Origin of the sequence: Polaribacter sp. 20A6, assembly GCF_011378915.1 — a bacterium.
Classification (GTDB): domain Bacteria; phylum Bacteroidota; class Bacteroidia; order Flavobacteriales; family Flavobacteriaceae; genus Polaribacter; species Polaribacter sejongensis.
Map to the genome: position 1 here is coordinate 33,711 of NZ_WTPZ01000009.1, position 17,826 is coordinate 51,536.

16 protein-coding genes are annotated in these 17,826 nt (G+C 30.0%); 8 read left to right on the forward strand and 8 right to left on the reverse strand.

Translation table 11 applies throughout. The features are described 5' to 3' along the window. Positions 1–54: 54 nt before the first annotated feature. The 5 genes from argS (at position 55) to GQS57_RS16550 (ending at position 5,158) form a co-directional block, all read left to right on the forward strand. The gene (argS, locus tag GQS57_RS16530; protein ID WP_165733971.1) at positions 55–1,830 is read left to right on the forward strand and encodes an arginine--tRNA ligase; all 1,776 of its coding nucleotides are present in this window, start codon (positions 55–57) and stop codon (positions 1,828–1,830) included. A gap of 194 nt (positions 1,831–2,024) precedes the next feature. Continuing rightward, positions 2,025–3,413 carry a dihydrolipoyl dehydrogenase gene (gene lpdA, locus GQS57_RS16535; protein WP_165733972.1) on the forward strand — a complete coding sequence of 463 codons (1,389 nt, stop codon included), beginning with the start codon at positions 2,025–2,027 and terminating at the stop codon, positions 3,411–3,413. A gap of 173 nt (positions 3,414–3,586) precedes the next feature. Then, on the forward strand, positions 3,587–3,961 hold the full coding sequence (locus GQS57_RS16540) for a LysM peptidoglycan-binding domain-containing protein (protein WP_165733973.1): 375 nt from the start codon (positions 3,587–3,589) through the stop codon (positions 3,959–3,961). 184 nt (positions 3,962–4,145) lie between these two features. Then, on the forward strand, positions 4,146–4,817 hold the full coding sequence (locus tag GQS57_RS16545; RefSeq protein ID WP_165733974.1) for a hypothetical protein: 672 nt from the start codon (positions 4,146–4,148) through the stop codon (positions 4,815–4,817). A 62-nt stretch (positions 4,818–4,879) separates the two neighbouring features. Further along, positions 4,880–5,158 carry a hypothetical protein gene (locus GQS57_RS16550; RefSeq protein WP_165733975.1) on the forward strand — a complete coding sequence of 93 codons (279 nt, stop codon included), beginning with the start codon at positions 4,880–4,882 and terminating at the stop codon, positions 5,156–5,158. A gap of 10 nt (positions 5,159–5,168) precedes the next feature. Here the strand turns inward: GQS57_RS16550 and GQS57_RS16555 are convergent, their stop codons facing one another. Beyond that, positions 5,169–6,656 carry a hypothetical protein gene (locus tag GQS57_RS16555; protein WP_165733976.1) on the reverse strand — a complete coding sequence of 496 codons (1,488 nt, stop codon included), beginning with the start codon at positions 6,654–6,656 and terminating at the stop codon, positions 5,169–5,171. Positions 6,657–6,805: 149 nt separating this feature from the next. Between GQS57_RS16555 and GQS57_RS16560 the strand changes: the two genes are divergently transcribed. Beyond that, positions 6,806–7,408, forward strand: a complete 603-nt coding sequence (locus tag GQS57_RS16560; protein ID WP_165733977.1) for a hypothetical protein — start codon at positions 6,806–6,808, stop codon at positions 7,406–7,408. Positions 7,409–7,798: 390 nt separating this feature from the next. Here GQS57_RS16560 and rlmF read toward each other — a convergent pair whose 3' ends face one another. Together rlmF and bshC are read right to left on the reverse strand one after the other, a co-directional pair. Further along, a complete protein-coding gene (gene rlmF, locus GQS57_RS16565) occupies positions 7,799–8,653 on the reverse strand; it encodes a 23S rRNA (adenine(1618)-N(6))-methyltransferase RlmF (protein WP_165733978.1) in 855 nt (284 codons plus the stop codon). A 196-nt stretch (positions 8,654–8,849) separates the two neighbouring features. Next, positions 8,850–10,442: a bacillithiol biosynthesis cysteine-adding enzyme BshC gene (bshC, locus tag GQS57_RS16570; protein WP_165733979.1), complete on the reverse strand. Its 1,593-nt coding sequence runs from the start codon at positions 10,440–10,442 to the stop codon at positions 8,850–8,852. 199 nt (positions 10,443–10,641) lie between these two features. Here bshC and GQS57_RS16575 point away from each other — a divergent pair, with 199 nt between their 5' ends. Continuing rightward, entirely contained in the window at positions 10,642–13,119 is a 2,478-nt protein-coding gene (locus GQS57_RS16575) for a M14 family metallopeptidase (protein WP_165733980.1), read from the forward strand. A gap of 85 nt (positions 13,120–13,204) precedes the next feature. Here GQS57_RS16575 and GQS57_RS16580 read toward each other — a convergent pair whose 3' ends face one another. The 4 genes from GQS57_RS16580 to GQS57_RS16595 all read right to left on the reverse strand — a co-directional run bounded on the left by GQS57_RS16580 (position 13,205) and on the right by GQS57_RS16595 (position 17,151). Continuing rightward, a complete protein-coding gene (locus tag GQS57_RS16580; RefSeq protein WP_165733981.1) occupies positions 13,205–13,930 on the reverse strand; it encodes a diphthine--ammonia ligase in 726 nt (241 codons plus the stop codon). 207 nt (positions 13,931–14,137) lie between these two features. Next, positions 14,138–15,490, reverse strand: coding sequence for a 30S ribosomal protein S12 methylthiotransferase RimO (gene rimO, locus GQS57_RS16585; RefSeq protein WP_165733982.1), 1,353 nt, complete (start codon positions 15,488–15,490; stop codon positions 14,138–14,140). A 165-nt stretch (positions 15,491–15,655) separates the two neighbouring features. After that, on the reverse strand, positions 15,656–16,471 hold the full coding sequence (locus GQS57_RS16590; protein ID WP_165733983.1) for a 1-acyl-sn-glycerol-3-phosphate acyltransferase: 816 nt from the start codon (positions 16,469–16,471) through the stop codon (positions 15,656–15,658). Between the two features lie 53 nt (positions 16,472–16,524). After that, on the reverse strand, positions 16,525–17,151 hold the full coding sequence (locus GQS57_RS16595; RefSeq protein WP_165733984.1) for a CoA pyrophosphatase: 627 nt from the start codon (positions 17,149–17,151) through the stop codon (positions 16,525–16,527). A gap of 93 nt (positions 17,152–17,244) precedes the next feature. Between GQS57_RS16595 and GQS57_RS16600 the strand changes: the two genes are divergently transcribed. Next, complete coding sequence (locus GQS57_RS16600) at positions 17,245–17,514, forward strand: hypothetical protein (RefSeq protein WP_165733985.1); 270 nt, start codon at positions 17,245–17,247, stop codon at positions 17,512–17,514. Here the strand turns inward: GQS57_RS16600 and GQS57_RS16605 are convergent. After that, positions 17,511–17,822 (reverse strand): DUF6787 family protein, encoded by a 312-nt coding sequence (locus GQS57_RS16605; RefSeq protein WP_165733986.1) that lies wholly within the window; start codon positions 17,820–17,822, stop codon positions 17,511–17,513. The two genes, GQS57_RS16600 and GQS57_RS16605, sit on opposite strands and share 4 nt — an antisense overlap. Positions 17,823–17,826: the final 4 nt, after the last annotated feature.

A 17,826-nucleotide genomic window follows, 5' to 3' on the forward strand; every position in this document is an offset into this window, starting at 1 on the left:
TCTTGAATCTTTTAATCTTTTAACGTAATTTTGCATTTCAATTTTAGACACTACATGAGCATTCAAAACATCATAGAAACCAAAGTAAAAGAAGGTTTTTTAGCATTATACAATATAGAAATTCCAACTGTAGAATTTCAAGCAACTAGAAAAGAATTTGAAGGAGATATTACAGTAGTAGTATTCCCTTTATTACGTTACAAAAAAGGAAATCCTGTACAGATTGGTGAGGATTTAGGTAAATATGTAGTAGAAAATGTTACTGAAATCACCAATTATAACGTTGTAAAAGGGTTCTTAAACCTAGTAATAGACGATAGTTTTTACACAAATTTCTTCAATGCTATTTACACAGATACTACTTATGGAATCGTTTCGCCAAAGGCGGATGACAAAGCCATGATGGTAGAATACTCATCACCAAATACCAACAAACCTTTACACTTAGGGCACGTTCGTAATAATTTATTAGGTTATTCTGTTGCCGAAATTATTAAAGCTGCAGGTAAAAAAGTTTACAAAACCCAGATTATTAACGATAGAGGTATTCATATCTGTAAATCTATGTTGGCCTGGGAAAAATTTGGTAACGGAGAAACTCCTGAATCTACGGGTTTAAAAGGTGATAAATTGGTTGGTAATTACTACGTAAAGTTTGACCAAGAATATAAGAAAGAAATTGCGCAATTAATTGAGGAAGGAAAAACAGAAGACGAAGCTAAAAAAGAAGCTCCGTTATTTGTGGAGGCACAACAAATGTTGTTGAAATGGGAAGCTGGAGATGCCGAAGTTGTTGCACTTTGGAAAGAAATGAACTCTTGGGTTTACAAAGGTTTTGACGTTACTTACAAAAGTATGGGCGTAGATTTTGACACCTTATATTATGAAAGTAATACTTATTTATTAGGAAAAGATGTAGTTGCACAAGGTTTAGAAAAAGGTGTTTTTTATAAAAAAGAAGACGGTTCTGTTTGGTGCGATTTAACAGAAGATGGTTTAGACGAGAAAATCGTTTTACGTTCTGACGGAACAGCTGTCTACATGACGCAAGATATTGGTACCGCTATACAACGTGTAAAAGATTATGCAGATGTTGGCGGAATGGTTTATACGGTAGGAAACGAACAAGATTATCACTTTCAGGTATTGTTCTTAATTTTAAAGAAATTAGGATTTGATTGGGCAAAACAATTACATCATTTAAGTTACGGAATGGTAGATTTACCTTCTGGTAAAATGAAATCTAGAGAAGGTACTGTTGTAGATGCAGATGATTTAATGGATGAAATGACGGCAACTGCCAAAGAAATTTCTGAAGAATTAGGAAAACTAGACGGGTATTCTGATGAAGAGAAAAACGAATTATACGAAACCATTGGTTTAGGTGCTTTAAAATACTTTATATTAAAAGTAGATCCTAAAAAGAGAATCTTATTCGACCCGAAATCTTCTGTAGATTTTCAAGGAAATACAGGTCCTTTTATTCAGTATACGTATGCTAGAATTCAGTCTATTATTAGAAAAGCAGATTTTGATTATTCTCAACCTGTAAAAATTGAATTACACGAAAAGGAAAAAGAGTTATTGAAGCAATTAGAGTTGTATCCGGAAACAGTGCAACAAGCTGCTGCTAATTATTCACCAGCAATTATTGCAAATTACACGTATGATTTGGTAAAGGAATTTAATTCTTTTTATCAGAATGTACATATTTTAGGAGAACAAGATTTAGATAAAAAAGCGTTTAGAGTGCAATTGTCTAAAAAAGTAGCTGATACTATAAAATCTGCCTTTTTATTATTAGGAATTCAGGTTCCAGAGAGAATGTAAATTAGTTGAATCTTACATTGGCTGTAAGACCAAAAGTTAGTAAATTAGCAAGCGTTAGGGATTGAAGTGGCATCCTTTTGCTTTTTTAGCAAAAGATACAACGGAAAGCCTGTTAAAACGCCCAACTTCTAGATACTATTAAAAAAAATAACTAGAAGTAACATAGATAAAAATAAAAAGTTAAATATACAATTATGAAATACGACATCATTATTATTGGAAGTGGACCTGGAGGTTATGTAACAGGTATTAGAGCTTCTCAATTAGGCTTTAAAGTTGCCATTGTAGAGAAAGAAAGCTTAGGTGGAATTTGCCTAAACTGGGGATGTATACCTACAAAAGCATTGTTAAAATCTGCACAGGTTTATGATTATTTAAAGCATGTTGATCAATATGGTTTAAAAGCAGAAGCTATTGATAAAGATTTTGATGCTGTAATTAAAAGAAGTCGTGGTGTTGCTGAAGGAATGAGCAAAGGTGTTGCTTTTTTAATGAAGAAAAACAAAATTGATATTATTAACGGTTTTGGTAAAATTAAAACTGGTAAAAAAGTAGATGTTACTGCCGAAGATGGAACGGTAACTGAATATAGTGCAGACAATATTATTATTGCAACAGGTGCGCGCTCTAGAGAATTACCGAACCTGCCACAAGATGGTAAAAAAGTAATTGGTTATAGACAAGCAATGAGTTTACCTGCGCAACCAAAATCTATGATTGTTGTAGGTTCTGGAGCTATTGGTGTTGAGTTTGCTCACTTTTATAATTCTATGGGAACTGATGTTACTATTGTAGAATTTATGCCTAATGTAGTACCAGTTGAAGATATTGATGTTTCTAAACAATTTGAAAAATCAATTAAAAAAGCAGGTATTAAAGTAATGACAAATTCTTCTGTAGAATCTGTTGATACTTCTGGTGATGGAGTTGTTGCTACTGTAAAAACTAAAAAAGGAGAAGAAACTTTAACAGCAGACATCCTATTATCTGCAGTTGGAATTAAATCTAATATTGAAAACATCGGTTTAGAAGATGTTGGAATTATTGTTGACAGAGATAAAATCTTAGTAAACGATTTTTACCAAACAAACCTACCTGGTTATTATGCTATTGGTGATGTAGTTCCTGGACAAGCATTGGCACACGTTGCTTCTGCAGAAGGAATTACTTGTGTTGAAAAATTAGCTGGTTTACATACAGAGCCAATCGATTACGGAAACGTTCCTGGTTGTACATATGCTACTCCAGAAATTGCATCTGTTGGTATGACGGAAGCGAAAGCTAAAGAAGCTGGTTACGATTTAAAAGTTGGTAAATTCCCATTTTCTGCATCTGGTAAAGCAACTGCATCAGGAGCTACTGAAGGTTTTGTAAAAGTTATTTTTGATGCAAAATACGGAGAATGGTTAGGATGCCATATGATTGGTGCCGGTGTTACAGATATGATTGCTGAAGCAGTTTTAGGACGTAAATTAGAAACTACTGGTCATGAAGTTTTAAAAACAATTCACCCTCACCCAACCATGAGTGAAGCAGTTATGGAAGCTGTTGCTGACGCTTATGATGAAGTGATTCATTTATAGAATATAGATTATTAGATTTGTAGCACTTTAGAAATACGAATCTAACAGAAAAAAGTAATATTATTTACGATAGTTTAATTCTAACGATAAAAACAGTACTTTTATCGAAAACCGAAGCTTCTTGCTTCGGTTTTTTTGTATCTTTAAAGTATTAACGATAACTAAAAAATAAGATGAAAACAAAATATCAAGGAGTATTAGATTTAGGTGAGAAATTAGCAATTGCAAATGGTGATGTAAAAGAAGAAAATGGTGTTTTACACGTAACAGGTACTGCAAAAAACCAATATGAAAAAAACCTTCTTTGGGATAAAATAAAAGAAGTAGGTGGTGATAACCCTACAGATATACAAGCAAATATTGAAGTTGCTGATACTTCTATTTTTGCATCTCATACTGTAAAAAGTGGAGATACTTTAAGTAAAATATCTAAAAAATATTACGGAAAATCTGGAAAATACAATGTTATTTTTGAAGCTAACACAAATATTTTAAGCAATCCTGATGCAATTCAAATAGGACAAGAATTAGTGATTCCTAACCTATAAGGAATAAACGAATACATATTTAAAAGAGGTGCTTTAAAAGGTTTCTTTTGTCAATCTTAATCTATTTAAGCATGACAAACTTAATACTTTTAGACTACCTCTTTTTTTGTGTTGTATTGTTAGATCTCAGTTCCCTAAATAATTGTTTATATTTGATTACCAACAAATTAAACAACTACAAGCTATGGAAACCGAACATGAATCTGATAACAATTTAATTATATCCTACAAACTTTTAAGAAAGTTAATAGGTTCTATTGGTGTCTTTTTACCTGTAATTCTAGGACTTGGAATGTTTTACTTTGATAAACAGAACTTTATTCAAGATTCTATTAGTGATTATTATGGTACGAAACTAAGAGATGTTTTTGTCGGTTTTTTATTTGTGCTTGGTTTTTTCTTATTTACTTATAAAGGCTATAAAAGTGAAGGAAAAGGACTTTTATATAACGATAACTTTTTTGCCAACATAGGTGGTGCCTTTGCATTATTAGTTGCGCTTTTTCCTACAACCAGTGAAAGTAGTATTGTTAGAACTATTCATTTTTCATCTGCTGCTTTATTATTCGCTGTTTTTGCTTATTTCTGTTTAGTTATCTTTAGAAGAGGAGTTGCCGAACAGAACCGTTCTGAAATGAAAAAATTAAGAAATAAATTTTATTTCTGGTGTGGAATATTAATAATCGTTTGTGTAGCAGGTGCAGGTGCCAGTTTTTATATTATGAGTGAAGAAGCTAGAAATGAAACAGACATTATTTTCTATTTTGAAACCTTTGCGCTTTGGGCTTTTGGTTTTTCTTGGTTGATAAAAGGAGAAGCGATCCTTGAAGATAAAAAGGAACTCTTTTATAATTAACCTTTGAAACCAAAGTAATTATCTTTGGTTTTAATTATATTTGAAACTTATAAAAACAAAATATGAGTTCTAAAGAATCTGGTTCAAAAAAGAAAGACAACTTTATAGAATACTGGGAAGCAAAGAGAAATAATAGGGTTAAATACGCACTATTACAAAGCCTTTACTTTGCAATTCCTTTTGGTATTGTTTTTCAATTACTAGAAAGTGTACAAGGTTTTTTAACCTTGCAATTCGTTTCTAAAGTCCTTACTATTTTTTGCGTTTATTTCCTTCTTTCTTATTATGTTTCTTTTACTATTTATGAGAAAAAATATCAGAGATTAAAAAAACAATCATAGATTTAAGCTGTTAAATCAAAGAGTTTTGTAGTCCTTTTTGAACATTTATCCAGAAAAAATTCCAGAAAGATTTTGTGGTATCTCTTTCTACATTTTCAGTTTCTACCTTTACAATTCCGTTTTTAGAGGAATCTTTTATAAATAGATTTGCCAACCAACTTAGCACTTTATTTTTAGTTTTGTCTTTTTCTAAAACCTTGATGTTAAAATTTTTAAAATCTAAATTTAACTTCCCGTTAGAGGCAAAATCATTTCCTTCAAAATCGAAATACATTTTATCTATATAACCATCCATTTTCACATTCATGGTAGGTAATAAAAAAGAACTCATGTTTTTTGAATTCACATCAAACAAACTTCCTGTTATTCTAAAATTATCATTTTTATTATTAATATCAAATGTCCACTCAATATCCAACGGACAATGTTCCATAAAATTAGATTGAATCTTTGCTGTTGTTAACTTAGTAGCTTTATCGCTACTATTATTAATATTACTTATTTGCGCCTGTAACTTGTCGAAAATTAGAATTCCTGGTTTGTTGTTTTCAATTATATATTCTTCATAAACAATTTTAGAATTTTTAATATCTACATTTTTCACATCAATATTAAAAGGTAAATCTCTAAGACTTTTACTATACAAATCCTTTCTTATATTTGGATGCTCTAAAACAGTTCCGTCTAAATATAAATTAAAAAAAACTTCATCAAATAAAACATGGTTTACACTAACGTGAAGTTTTTCTTTTTCTTCAATTTTTATATCAGAAATAACAACTTTTTCACTAAATAAAGTCATTAATTCTTTTTCTTGAGAAACATGATAGATATATTCTTCTCTCGACTTTAAAGGCAAAATTTCTAAACTATCTAAGGTTAAATTGTCTTTTTCAAAATTTAGTTTAGAAAATTTAACTTTCTGAACTTTAGAAAACTGAGTTTCAAAATTACTTATTGAGACTTCTATATGATCATATAAAAAAGGAATCGTTTTATTTTGAGTATCATCCAACTCAAAACCATTCATTTCAAAAGAAATGTTTTGTACAGTTAAAGGAAAATTATCATTCTTAATGATATCAATTTCGATATTCTCAAACTGAATATTATCTATTTTTAAATCTAAAGGAGCTTTACTTGATTGACTAGTATTATCCTCTTTTTTAGTTTCTTTACTTATTAGCTTCCCTGTAATTTTAGAGTTCAGTATTTTTAAATTCCCAACAGAAACTGACTTGTTTTTTAGATATTGATAATAAGAAACATCTTCTATTTCTAATTTTTCGGTTGTAAATTGAAGACTATCTTTTACACTTGTTACATTCTTTAAAGTAATATTACCAAGTAATAAATTTACTGATACAGCATCATAACTTAATGGTTGTGTTTTTAAATAAGCATCTACTTTGTCTGTAACATAATAATCCACAATTTTATAAACTACCAAAATAGAAATAACTACTAATAATATTTTAAAGGTTTTATTTTTATTCATGTGAGTTTGCTTTAAAACAAATTTAACACACTAATCTGTTCTTTCTTAATTCAATGCACAAAAGAATGAACTCATACCGTTCAATTTTATAAAAAAAGAAGAGTTGACTCAGTTTAGAACCTTATTTTTGCCACAAAAGAAATAATACATTGATTACTAATAAAAAACTATTCTTAAAAGAAACGCTTAAAGCATTATTAAAATTAATAATTGCAGGAATTCTTATTGGTGTTTTAAAAGAATATGACGCTATAATAGCAGGTATTTTAGTTTTAAAAATTATACATAACGTTTACAAAGAAATTATTCAGCCAAAAACAAACAAAAATTGGTTGTTATTAGTCGGAATGCTATTAACCGGTTTTGGTGGTATCGTTGGTGAAACTTGGGGTGTAGCAAATGGCTATTGGGAATATCATGAAGTTACAAGAGAATTGCCTTTGTGGTTGCCTTTTGCTTGGATGCTTGCTTTCCATTATTTATATAAGCTAGAACGTACTTTAATTCCTTTATTAAAAGAGAAAACTCAAAAAAACAAGATTTTTCTGGCAATATTATTGGCTTTAATTCTTCCAGCTTTTGGAGAAGTCATTACTATTTACTTAGGTGTTTGGACCTATTATTGGCCATATCAACTTTTTGGAGTGCCTTTATATGCTTTTATCTGCTTGGTGTTTGTACACATGTTAGTTTATACTCTTTTACACTTTATTTGTAAAAAGTATAAAATTGAAGATGTTGTTTTTAATTAGTTGTTTCGCAAAGATTCACAGAGAAGACACAGAGTTTCTCAGAGAAAATAAAAAAAAAGACACAAATTTCACGGATTTCACTGATGATTCTGATGATTGTGGGGTAATTATTACACCAAGATTCTCGGAGAGTTTTATAGCAATTCTTTGAGTAGATAGATTCCTCTTCGTTCCTCATTTGGAATGACATATTGTATTATATAACAAATGTGTATTTAGTATTTCGTCTTCACTCAGGATAAACTAATCAGAAATCTCAGACGATTTCAATTAGATTGAAAATTTAAATATTATTTGCTTCATAAAAAAAGGCTCAATCAAAATATTTTGATTGAGCCTTTTTTATAAAATATATTTCTTCCTTTGGGAAAATTAAGATGGTCTTTTTTATTAAAATCTCCAAGCAACAATTCTAGTTACTTTATTTCCTTGATGCATCGGAATAATTTTGAATTCAACAGCTCCTAACTTTGCAGAAGACTTTTCTAAACTCTTTACGTTTTCTTTCTTAGAAACTAAACTTGTAAACCATTTACTACTTTTAGGAAACAAAGAACTTTCATACAAATAATTATGTAAAAAAGCTTTTTCTCCACCAACGTACCAAAGTTCATTGTTATTTCCTGCAAAGTTTCTAACGGCATTATTACCTAAGTTTCTAGATTTTCTACCATTTGCTCCTTGTGCTTCTTCTGCCGATTTGTAAAAAGGCGGATTACACATTGTTGCAGAAAATGAATCGGTATCTTTTAAAACTCCTTTTAAAATTTGCTCTTCATTTAATTGCTGACGTAATTCTATTTTATTTGTAAAATTATTATCATCCATAATATCTTGGGCAGTATCTAAAGAATCTAAATCGATGTCTGTAGCTACAAAATTCCAATCGTATTCTGCAATTCCTAATAAAGGATAAATACCAGTTGCTCCTGTACCGATATCAAGAATTTTAATATCTTTTTCTTCTGATAACAAATCTGCCAAGTGATGAATGTAATCTAAACGACCAGGTATTGGTGGGCATAAATTTTTGTCACCAAAATTCCAAGTAGAGATTTTATCTAAAGAAAATAATAAAGCTTTATTCAATTCTTTTACTGCATCCGGATTTGAAAAATCTATAGTAACAGTGTCAAATTGATTTTTAGCAACATATTGTTTTAATGCTGGGTTTATGGTATTTAATTCATCAAAATTATAACCTTTGTTGAATTTATTTTTTGGGTGTAAGCCTTTGTCTTTCATTGTGTTTTATGTAATTATAGTGTAAATAATTTACACAAATTTCACTGATTATAACAGCGTGTCAAAAGTAAGTTATAAAATGATGAATCTAATTGAATTTATACGCTAAGTTTAAAATAGTTTGTTATTGTGTATCAGATTTCTAATTCACAAAAAAGCTCTGTTAATCTCTGTAATTTCTCTGCGAGTCTCTGTGTTACAACTCCAAAATTGTAAATTCTAATTGCAATGGTTTCAATGCAACTTTTAAAGCTTTTGTAAATGACGAACCATACTCTAAATAATATTCAGAAAAATTACGCTGACGCTCTTCTAAACTCTGATTTGGTAAAATTTCATTTTGTAATAATGTAATTCTTTCCACTAAATCTTTTTGTCTTTTTTTCTCTGCTTTTAACAAACGTTTTTGTAAATTTTCTAAACCTTTAATTTGCTTTCTTTCTTGTGCATTTACAGCATTCTCAAAAGAAACATCTGTTTGTTTGGCTACTTCCTTTAGTTCTAAAAACTGCTTTTCTAAAAACTGAATCTTTTCATCGAAGTTCACTTTAATATCAGAGTTTTCTTTGACTTTTTCAGTTAATAAATCATGTTGATTTAAAAACAGTTCTTCTAAAGAAATATTTAATCTCTCTAATTTTTTTGCTTGTTTTTCTGATACTACTTGTACCGAATTACGTAATAATAAAATAGGAAATGGAATGGCTACTGCTTCAAAATAATCTTTTAATTCTAACCAATACGCCATCTCTCCTCCTCCACCTAAATAACAAAGGTTTGGTAAAATAACCTCTTGGTATAAAGGTCTCATAATTACGTTTGGAGAAAATAATTTCGGATTTTCATCTACTTCCTTTAAAATTTCAGCCTTAGAAAAAGTAATGTCTGTATTGTTTACTTTATAAATTCCACCCTCTAAAATAATACGTTCTCTAAATTCATCACCCAAATAAAATAAATTAATTTCTCTTGGGTTCACTTGAATTTTATAATTCTTTTCTAAATCTGAAATGGTTTTAGAAACGGCTTTAAATGAAGTTTCATTTTCTAGCTCATCTTTAACAATCGGATTAAATAATTGTTTTAGACTAGCATCATCTCCATCTAAAATTATCAAACCATAATCACTAAACAATTCATTTGCTATATAACGAGTAGCATCCGCTAAGTTATCATGTTTTAAATAACCATCTGAAAACAACTTTTTTAGAAATTCTGCATTTTTAGAATGGCCTAAGTGTTCAGAAAAAACATCAAAAACAGCAGCTAATCCTACAGTAGAAAATCGTCCAACTGCTCCGCCATCTTCTCTATTCCAAAGAACTTTTTTTCCATCAAAATTAAAATAATTAATCTCTTCAAAATCATGATCTTCTGTTGCCATCCAATAAATTGGAACAAAATTTTGTTCGGGAAATTTTACTGATAATTCTTCACACAAATTAATTGTTGAAAGAATTTTATATAAGAAATATAACGGTCCAGTAAACAAATTTAATTGATGCCCTGTAGTTACGGTAAATGTATTTTGTAACTTTAAGCTCTCAATATTTTCTTCCGTATTTTTTGAAGCATTAAATCCTTGATATTGATTTTTTAAAGCATCAACTAGCACCAATCTAGATTGCAATCTAAATGATTTTTGCTTCTCCTCTATCTGACTATGAAAACCAGAAATATCAGGAAAATTATTATAAAATGGTTGTATAGATTCTTTTTTCTCTAAATAATCTAGCATTATCTTAGAAAAAAATCCTGTTTTTTGAAATGGTATCTGTGTTACTTTCATCTTAAATAACACGGTTTTGGCAACAATCAGATTCTGAAGTAGAATTCATTTAGTTTGATTAATTTTTGATAAAAATACGAATAATTTTTTCTTTGTCGTAAACCCCAATCCAATCTAACAAAGTTTTAACAAGATAAAGAATCAATCTTCTGAAAAACAAAAAAATATATTCTTACTTTTGGCTTTCAAACGCATCTTCATGAAAATTAAATTACTTTTTATTACTGCTTTCTTAACACTTGGAAGTATTTTTTCTCAAACTTTACAGTCTCCTTCTGAATTTTTAGGCTATGAAATTGGATCTCGTTTTACCAGAAATTATAAGGTTATAGACTATTTTAAATATGTAAGTAACACTTTATCTAATGTAAAATTAGAGAAATATGGAGAAACAAATGAGCATAGACCTTTGTATTTAAGTTATATTTCTTCCGAAGAAAATATTGATAATTTAGAGAATATTAGAATTGCGAATCTTACTCAAACTGGGATTATTCCTGGAAACGAAAAAAATAACAAAGCCATTGTTTGGTTAAGCTACAACGTTCATGGAAATGAAGCTTCTAGTACAGAAGCTGCCATGTTAACGCTTTATGATTTACTTACTAAAAAGAAAACTTGGTTAGAAAATACCGTTGTAATTATTGATCCGTCTGTAAATCCTGATGGACGAGATAGATATGTAAATTGGTACAATCAAGTAAAAAGTACTCCTTTTAACATCAACCAAAATGCAAAAGAACATGCAGAACCTTGGCCTTCTGGAAGACCAAATCATTATTTATTCGACTTAAATAGAGATTGGGCTTGGACAACACAAGTAGAATCTGCCCAACGTATAAAAATGTATAATAAATGGATGCCTCACGTGCACGTAGATTTCCATGAACAATATATTAATAATCCGTATTATTTTGCGCCTGCGGCTGAACCTTTTCATGAAATTATTTCTGATTGGCAAAGAGAATTTCAGACAGAAATAGGAAAAAACCATGCGAACTATTTTGACAAAGAAGGCTGGTTGTATTTTACAAAAGAAAGTTTCGATTTACTGTACCCAAGTTACGGAGATACGTATCCAACCTATATGGGTGCAATTGGAATGACGTACGAACAAGCTGGTCATGGAATGGCTGGTTTAGGTATTCAAACAGATCAGGGAGAGGTTTTGACTTTAAAAGACAGAGCGATTCATCACCTAACAACAGGTTTGTCTACCGTAGAAATTGCATCTAAAAATGCCGAGAAATTAAATACAGAATTTAGAAAATTCTTTAAAAACGATGCTTTAGAGTATAAAAGTTATGTACTAAAAAACGAGAATGAAGATAAAACAAATCGTTTAAAGGCATTGTTAGACACACATGAAATTAAATATGAAAACACTAATAACGGTAGTGTAAAAGGATATGATTATAGTACGCAAACAGAAGGTAAAATGGCTGTTTCTTCATCTGATTTAGTTATACACACCAATCAGCCAAAAGGTAAAATGGTAAAGGTCCTTTTTGAGCCAAAAGCAAAAATAGTAGATTCTTTAACCTATGATATTACTGCTTGGTCGCTGCCTTATGCACACGGATTTAAAGCAATTGCATCTAAAACGAAAGTAAGTTCTGCTATTAGTAAAACTACAAACAAGATTACTAATATAGTTGATAAAAGTGCATATGCTTACATTTCTAAATGGAATAGTTTAGACGATGCTACTTTTTTAGGTGCTTTATTACAAGCAGATATTACCCCTCGTTTTTCTGAAAAACCATTTTCTATTGAAGGGAAATCGTATGAAAGAGGAACCTTAATTATTTTAAGAAATGACAATAGAAATGATGATTTTGATACTAATTTAATAGCCATTGCAGACAAACACCAAAGAGAATTAGCAAATGTTTCTACAGGTTTTGTTTCTTCTGGCGTAGATTTTGGGTCTTATTCTGTGAAACCAATCAACCAACAAAAAGTAGCTGTTTTATCTGGTAAAGGAACTTCTTCTTTAAGTTTTGGTGAGGTTTGGCATTTCTTTGAAACACAATTACAGTATCCAATAACGAACGTAAATTCTGAAAACTTTGGTTCCTTAGATTTTTCAAAGTACGATGTTATTATTATTCCTGAAGGACGATATAATAGCATTTTAACAAAAACTACTTTAGATAAATTAAAAACTTGGACACGTTCTGATGGTACTTTAATTGCCATTGGAAGTGCTTTAAATAGTTTTGCTGATAAAAAGGAATTCTCTTTAAAAAAGAAAATATCCGAAGAACTAATTAAAGAAGATAATTTAACTCCTTATGCGGATAGAGAGCGAGAAAATGTTGCCAACTTAATTACTGGTAGTATTTTTAAAAGCACTTTAGACAATACGCATCCGCTAGCTTTTGGTTATGGAAAGGACTATTTTTCTTTAAAATTAGGTGGAACGACTTATGAGTATTTAAAAGAAGGAAATAACGTTGCTTACTTTGATGAAAATGTTAAAAACGTATCGGGTTACGCAGGAAGTAAAGCGGTTAAAAACGTACCAAAATCAATTTTATTTACTGAAGAAAAAATGGGTAGCGGAAGCATTATTTATATGGTAGACAATCCGTTATTTAGATCTTTTTGGCAAAACGGAAAACTATTTGTTGCCAATGCAGTTTTCTTACTAAATTCTGATCAATTGAAATAAGTTATATGTCAGGTTGAGAGCAGTATAAACCTATTTTAATAATACTATAGTTCTCGACTGCGGTCGAACATACAATAGTAAAATTCTAACTCAAATCACAATACCAAAAACTCGTATCGTGATTTGAGTTTTCTTTTTTAGATTGATAACAGTTATCATCTTCATTATCATGTAACGTGTAAGAACGCAACACTTTTTCTCCGATAGTAAAATCAATTGGTGTTTTAAAAATAGGACCGTCAAAAACAAAGGTGTGAAATTCCCCATTTTCTCCACAAACATCCACATTGTCTGGCAAGTCTTTTATAAATTGTTCATCTATAACTCGTCCCACAAACTCTTCGCCAAGTAACTTTGCATTTACACACACGGTAATTGCTTTAAACCCTAAATCTAAAAACTCTTGCAATACTTCTTTTGTATCCTTTTTCCAAAGTGGATACACGCCTGTGATATGAACTTCTGCTAATTTAGTGTCTCTGTATGCTTTTAAATCTTCTAGAAAAATATCACCAAAAATGGTATGAGAGTATTTATTTTCAACCAAAGAATCCATCGCTTCTTTCATTATTTCAGCATACAAATCCATCGTAACATCCGCAGGAAATTCTATGGTTTTTAGGTTGATTCCTATAGATTCGGCTTGTTTATATAATAATTCATTTCTAAGTCCATGCATAGAAACTCTATTAAAATCTTTATTGATTGTAGTTACCAATAAATCTAAATTATAAGTAGGATCTTGTAAAATTTTATAAAGCGCCAAGGCGGAATCTTTACCCGAACTCCAATTAAAATACGTTTTTTTCATAAGGGTAATTTTATCACTAACTAAATTGACTTAAGACCGCTACGCTAAAAGACATAAGAAACAAGACTTAATCGATTCACATAAGTTGATTATTGGAAATATCATTTATAAATAAAGCTAAAAACTCAAGTCTATTAGTAACATTTTTGGTGGACACTAGAAATTATTTTTCATAAAAAAATCCTACATAAGTAGGATTTTCAATGATTATTTTCTTTTTTGATTTAAAGAAACTGGCTTTTCTTGCTTAACAGTTGGTGTACCGTATAAATCGTAATCTCCAGCTTCGTGAATTTTAATATCAATAAATTCACCAATTTTAATATAATGTTCTTTTGCATCTACAATAACATCATTATCAACATCTGGCGAATCAGATTCTGTTCTTCCGTAGAAAAACTCCCCGTCTTTTCTGTCGAATAAACATCTAAAAGTTTTACCAATTTTTTCTTGATTCAATTCCCAAGAAATTTGAGATTGAATTTCCATAATCTCATTTACTCTTCTAAACTTAACATCTGCAGGTACATCATCTTCTAAAACGTATGCTCCTGTATTTTCTTCATGAGAATATTCAAAAGCTCCCATACGCTCAAAACGCATTTCTTCTATCCAATCTTTTAACTCTTGAAACATTTCTTCTGTTTCTCCTGGATAACCTACAATTAATGTAGTTCTAATAGCCATTTCTGGCACAACTTCTCTAAACTTATGAATTAAAGCTGTTGTTTTTTCATGCGTTGTACCACGTTTCATAGACTTTAACAACTCTGTATTAATGTGTTGTAAAGGAATATCTAAGTAGTTACACACTTTAGGCTCGCTTTTCATTACTTCTAAAACATCCATAGGGAAACCTGTAGGAAAAGCATAATGCATTCTAATCCACTCAATTCCCTCTACTTTTGTTAACGCAACTAATAAATCTGCTAATGCTCTTTTCTTATAAATATCTAATCCGTAATAAGTTAAATCTTGTGCGATTAACATTACTTCTTTAATTCCTTTTTCGGCTAATTTTGTTGCTTCTGTAACAATATCTTCTATAGGAGTAGAAACGTGTTTTCCTCTCATTAAAGGAATTGCACAAAATGAACAAGGTCTATCGCAACCTTCTGCAATTTTTAAATATGCATAATGTTTTGGAGTTGTTGTTAAACGTTCTCCAATTAACTCGTGCTTATAATCTGCTTCTAAAACCTTTAATAAATTAGGTAAATCATGCGTACCAAAATATTGATCTACATTAGGAATTTGCTCTTCTAAATCTGGCTTATAACGTTCACTTAAACATCCAGAAACAAAAACTTTATCAATTTCTCCAGCTTCCTTTCTGTTTGCATAGTGTAAAATAGTATCGATAGATTCTTCCTTTGCCTTACCAATAAAGCCACAAGTATTGATTACGACAATATTTCCATCATCATTTTCATCTTCATGAACAACCTCTTTTCCATTGGCTTTTAACTGCCCCATTAATACTTCCGAATCGTAAATATTCTTAGAACAACCTAAAGTAACAACGTTGATCTTATTTTTTTTGATGGTTTTTGTACGCATATCATTTTTTTCTGACTGCAAATATACAGCTTAATTAGGGTTTATCTATATAGTTTTTATATGGTTATTAATTACGATTTTTTAATACCATAAATCTTGTTTTTTTGCATAAAAAAACCTCGAAAAAATCGAGGTTTGATACTTATTATTTTCAAATTGAAATTGTTAACTCCAAAATTCTCTCTTTTTATTCAATTCCTCTTCTTCTTGAGTTAATGCCTCTAATTCTTTAACAGACAAAACCTTTAAAAAAGATTTGTGTTGTTCTATAGCAAACTCAATTTTTGTTACTATATCTGCTACACTTTCATTTTCATAATCTATTTCTAATGGCTCTTTAATAACCATAGACTGCAATACATTACGTTTTTTAATACTCAAGCCTTTTTTATCAAAAGAACGTCTAAAACCATCAATTACAATAGGTACTACAACCGGTTTATAGGTTTTAATAATATGAGCCGTACCTCTTCTAATTGGTCTAAAAGGCGTTGTTGTTCCTTGTGGAAAAGTAATTACCCAACCGTCTTTTATTGCTTTTCCTATATTAGAAATATCAGAATTTTTTACTTGTCTTTTTACATCTTTACCATCACTTCTCCAGGTTCTTTCTATAGATACAGAGCCCATATAAGCAAATATTTTAGGTAATATACCAGATCTCATTGTTTCTCCTGCCGCAACAAAATAAACATTTAACTTCGGTTTCCAGATATAACCTATGTTCTTTATAGAATCGTCTCTACCACTTAAAGAAGCATTAAAAACATGATACATAGCAGCTACATCTGCAAAATAAGTTTGATGGTTAGAAATGAATAAAACTCCAGAATCTGGTAAGTTTTTAAGATTTTCTGAACCTTCTATGTGTAGACTATTAAATTTACGATATCTACCGTGAGATACAATTCCGAAAATTCTGATAAGCCATTTTTTTAGTAATAAAATATGGCCAAATGGATTCCTTTTAAATAAAGGCATTCTATATTCGTTTTAGTTAGTTTAACAAACTTACAAAACAATTAAGAAAGATGCTATTTAAAGAGTTCTTTAATTTCAGAAAGCATCATAGCTGTTGCTCCCCAAACAATATAACCACCTAACTTAAAGCAAGGTACTTCTACATTATCCATATAAGAAGTATTCATTTTTATAACCGTTAAATTCGTTTCACTTAACAAATCTCTTAATAAAACTTCAATTGTTTGCTCAACCTCATAATTTAGATTAAAATTTGGTTGTTGATTTACATATCCTAAAAAAGGCGTTGCTAAAAAATTACTTGGCGGAATGTATACATCTGTCAATTCTCTAATTATTTCAACAGTCGCCTCAGCTACACCAACTTCTTCAAAGGTTTCTCTTAAAGCTGTTTTTTCAAGGTTTTCATCTTCTGTATCCTTCTTGCCTCCAGGAAAACTTATTTGCGCAGAATGTATGCCCTTATAACTTGCTCTTTGAGTTAGTAAAAAACAAGTTTCATTTTTTAAGTTTGGATAAAACAATGCCAATACTGCCGCTTTTCTTGGATTATTTGCAGTAATTTTATCAGCATCGTACTTTAACCTAATTTTTGGTGCTAATTTAAATTGTGCATTTAAACCACCCAACTCGGTTGTTTTAAGTTGCGTTATTTTATTTTTAAAATCGTTAAAATTCACTTATAAAAATTTAATTTTAACAAAATTATTCATTTCGATTTTAATTAAACCCTATTTGGCAAGAATTTTGAATGATCCTATTAAAATATAACTATGACTAAAAAATACAAGAAACTAATTTTAAGCATTGTACTAGATCTTATTGGTATCATTCCAATACCTTTTATAGATGTTCTTTGGGCACCATTATCTAGTTATTTAATGACCAAGATGTACAAAGGAAAACAAGGAAAAGTTGCTGCTGTAATTAGTTTTATTGAAGAAGCTCTCCCTTTTTTAGATATTATACCAACATTTACAATAATGTGGTTTTATAGCCATGTAATTAAAAAGGAAGATGTAGAAGAAATTATAACGTTTTAATCTTCTTTTTTAAATAAAAATCCTAAACCTAATCTACTTAAAAACTTTTTTTCAAAAGACCAAAAGAATTTAAATTGCCCAAAAAACCAACCTACAATTGGAAGTGTAGCTTGGTAAATAGGAAAAATTAATAAAATTCTTAAAGGCCAAAATACCCAAGGATTTGTTGTTTCTTGAGACAAGCCGATATAACTTGTTATAGGTTTAGCTACCCAAGTAGCAAAAGAACCGTTTATAGAAAACACTAAAATAATTGCTACAATAGACCAATTATTTTTTACTCCCCAACGTTGTTTTAATTTCTCCATAAAA

What these genes read in the sequence shown, in the direction of transcription:
- argS (WP_165733971.1), top strand. Translation starts at nt 55, where the DNA reads ATGAGCATTCAAAACATCATAGAAACCAAAGTAAAAGAAGGTTTTTTA.
- lpdA (WP_165733972.1), top strand. Translation starts at nt 2,025, where the DNA reads ATGAAATACGACATCATTATTATTGGAAGTGGACCTGGAGGTTATGTA.
- GQS57_RS16540 (WP_165733973.1), top strand. Translation starts at nt 3,587, where the DNA reads ATGAAAACAAAATATCAAGGAGTATTAGATTTAGGTGAGAAATTAGCA.
- GQS57_RS16545 (WP_165733974.1), top strand. Translation starts at nt 4,146, where the DNA reads ATGGAAACCGAACATGAATCTGATAACAATTTAATTATATCCTACAAA.
- GQS57_RS16550 (WP_165733975.1), top strand. Translation starts at nt 4,880, where the DNA reads ATGAGTTCTAAAGAATCTGGTTCAAAAAAGAAAGACAACTTTATAGAA.
- GQS57_RS16555 (WP_165733976.1), bottom strand. Translation starts at nt 6,656, where the DNA reads ATGAATAAAAATAAAACCTTTAAAATATTATTAGTAGTTATTTCTATT.
- rlmF (WP_165733978.1), bottom strand. Translation starts at nt 8,653, where the DNA reads ATGAAAGACAAAGGCTTACACCCAAAAAATAAATTCAACAAAGGTTAT.
- bshC (WP_165733979.1), bottom strand. Translation starts at nt 10,442, where the DNA reads ATGAAAGTAACACAGATACCATTTCAAAAAACAGGATTTTTTTCTAAG.
- GQS57_RS16575 (WP_165733980.1), top strand. Translation starts at nt 10,642, where the DNA reads ATGAAAATTAAATTACTTTTTATTACTGCTTTCTTAACACTTGGAAGT.
- GQS57_RS16580 (WP_165733981.1), bottom strand. Translation starts at nt 13,930, where the DNA reads ATGAAAAAAACGTATTTTAATTGGAGTTCGGGTAAAGATTCCGCCTTG.
- rimO (WP_165733982.1), bottom strand. Translation starts at nt 15,490, where the DNA reads ATGCGTACAAAAACCATCAAAAAAAATAAGATCAACGTTGTTACTTTA.
- GQS57_RS16590 (WP_165733983.1), bottom strand. Translation starts at nt 16,471, where the DNA reads ATGCCTTTATTTAAAAGGAATCCATTTGGCCATATTTTATTACTAAAA.
- GQS57_RS16600 (WP_165733985.1), top strand. Translation starts at nt 17,245, where the DNA reads ATGACTAAAAAATACAAGAAACTAATTTTAAGCATTGTACTAGATCTT.
- GQS57_RS16605 (WP_165733986.1), bottom strand. Translation starts at nt 17,822, where the DNA reads ATGGAGAAATTAAAACAACGTTGGGGAGTAAAAAATAATTGGTCTATT.